Genomic DNA, 1223 nt, shown 5'->3' on the forward strand with positions numbered 1-1223 from the left:
ATAGACATAATGACTCCCCTTGAGCCAGTTTGAAATAGTGCTGATCTCCAATTATTCGTGGGTTAGTTAAAAACCAGAGCCATAATAGTTCTGCAAAGAAACTAAAAAGGAGATCAGCATGAATAAACATAGCATACTTTTTATTGGCTTAGATACGCATAAAGAATTCAATGAAGTTGCTTATATTGAAGACCAACGTGGCGCTAAACCCGTTCACTTAGGTAGGCAGTCAAACAGTAAACTCGCTATCAAAAAATTAGCTCGTCAGCTTGAGTCTAAATACCCTGATGCAACCTTGCACTTTGTGTATGAAGCAGGTCCTTGCGGATATTGGATTTATCGTTTGCTCACCAGCCTTGGACACTGTTGTTATGTGGTCGCACCGTCACTTATTCCAAAGAAACCTGGCGATAGAGTCAAAACCGATAAACGCGACGCTATGATGTTAGCTAAATTACTTAAATCGGAAGATCTCACTGCCATTTATGTACCAGAGCCAGAAGATGAAGCGGTACGAGATCTATCTCGTGCTCGTGAAGTGGCAATGAAGGATTTAAAGGACGCAAAATATCAATTAAAAGCGATGTTACTGCGCAACAATATTAATTGTAAAACCAAAGATAATTGGTCTTTAGCACATATACGCTGGCTTACCGAGTTAGTGCTGCCCCATCCTGCACAACAAATCGTTTTGCAAGAATGCATTCAAACTATCACGGAGCGTATTGGACGGTTGGAGCGATTGGATAATGAATTAGCACACCAAGTGCAAAACTGGCGATATTATCCTGTCGTCAAGGCAGTACAAGCCATGCGAGGTGTTAGATTATTAGTTGCCACCGGTGTAGTAGCCGAATTAGGGGATTTAAATCGCTTTGACCATCCCAGAAAACTAATGAGCTACGTGGGATTAGTACCCAGTGAACATTCAAGTGGTGGAAAACGTCGTTTAGGTGCCATCACTAAATGTGGTAATGGCCGAGCAAGACGCCTACTAATTGAAGGCGCTCACAGCTATAGATACACAGCTAACGTTTCTACAGAACTACAAAAGCGGCAAGAGGGCTTACCCAAGCCTATCACCGATATTGCTTGGCAAGCACAACTGAGATTATGTCGTCGATATCAACGACTGATGCACAAAGGTAAACACTACAATGTAGTTGTCACAGCCATCGCTAGAGAAATGATTGCCTATATCTGGGCTATCTCACGGGAAGTCG

Annotated in this window: 1 protein-coding gene; it reads left to right on the top strand. The window is 42.4% G+C overall.

Features of this window, described 5'->3' with window-relative positions; all coding sequences use genetic code 11:
• Positions 1-118: 118 nt before the first annotated feature.
• The coding region (locus ACYVIL_RS19660) for an IS110 family RNA-guided transposase (protein ID WP_460314382.1) at positions 119-1223 on the top strand (1105 nt) is incomplete at its 3' end.

The sequence above is a fragment of the Aliiglaciecola aliphaticivorans genome, assembly GCF_054782055.1.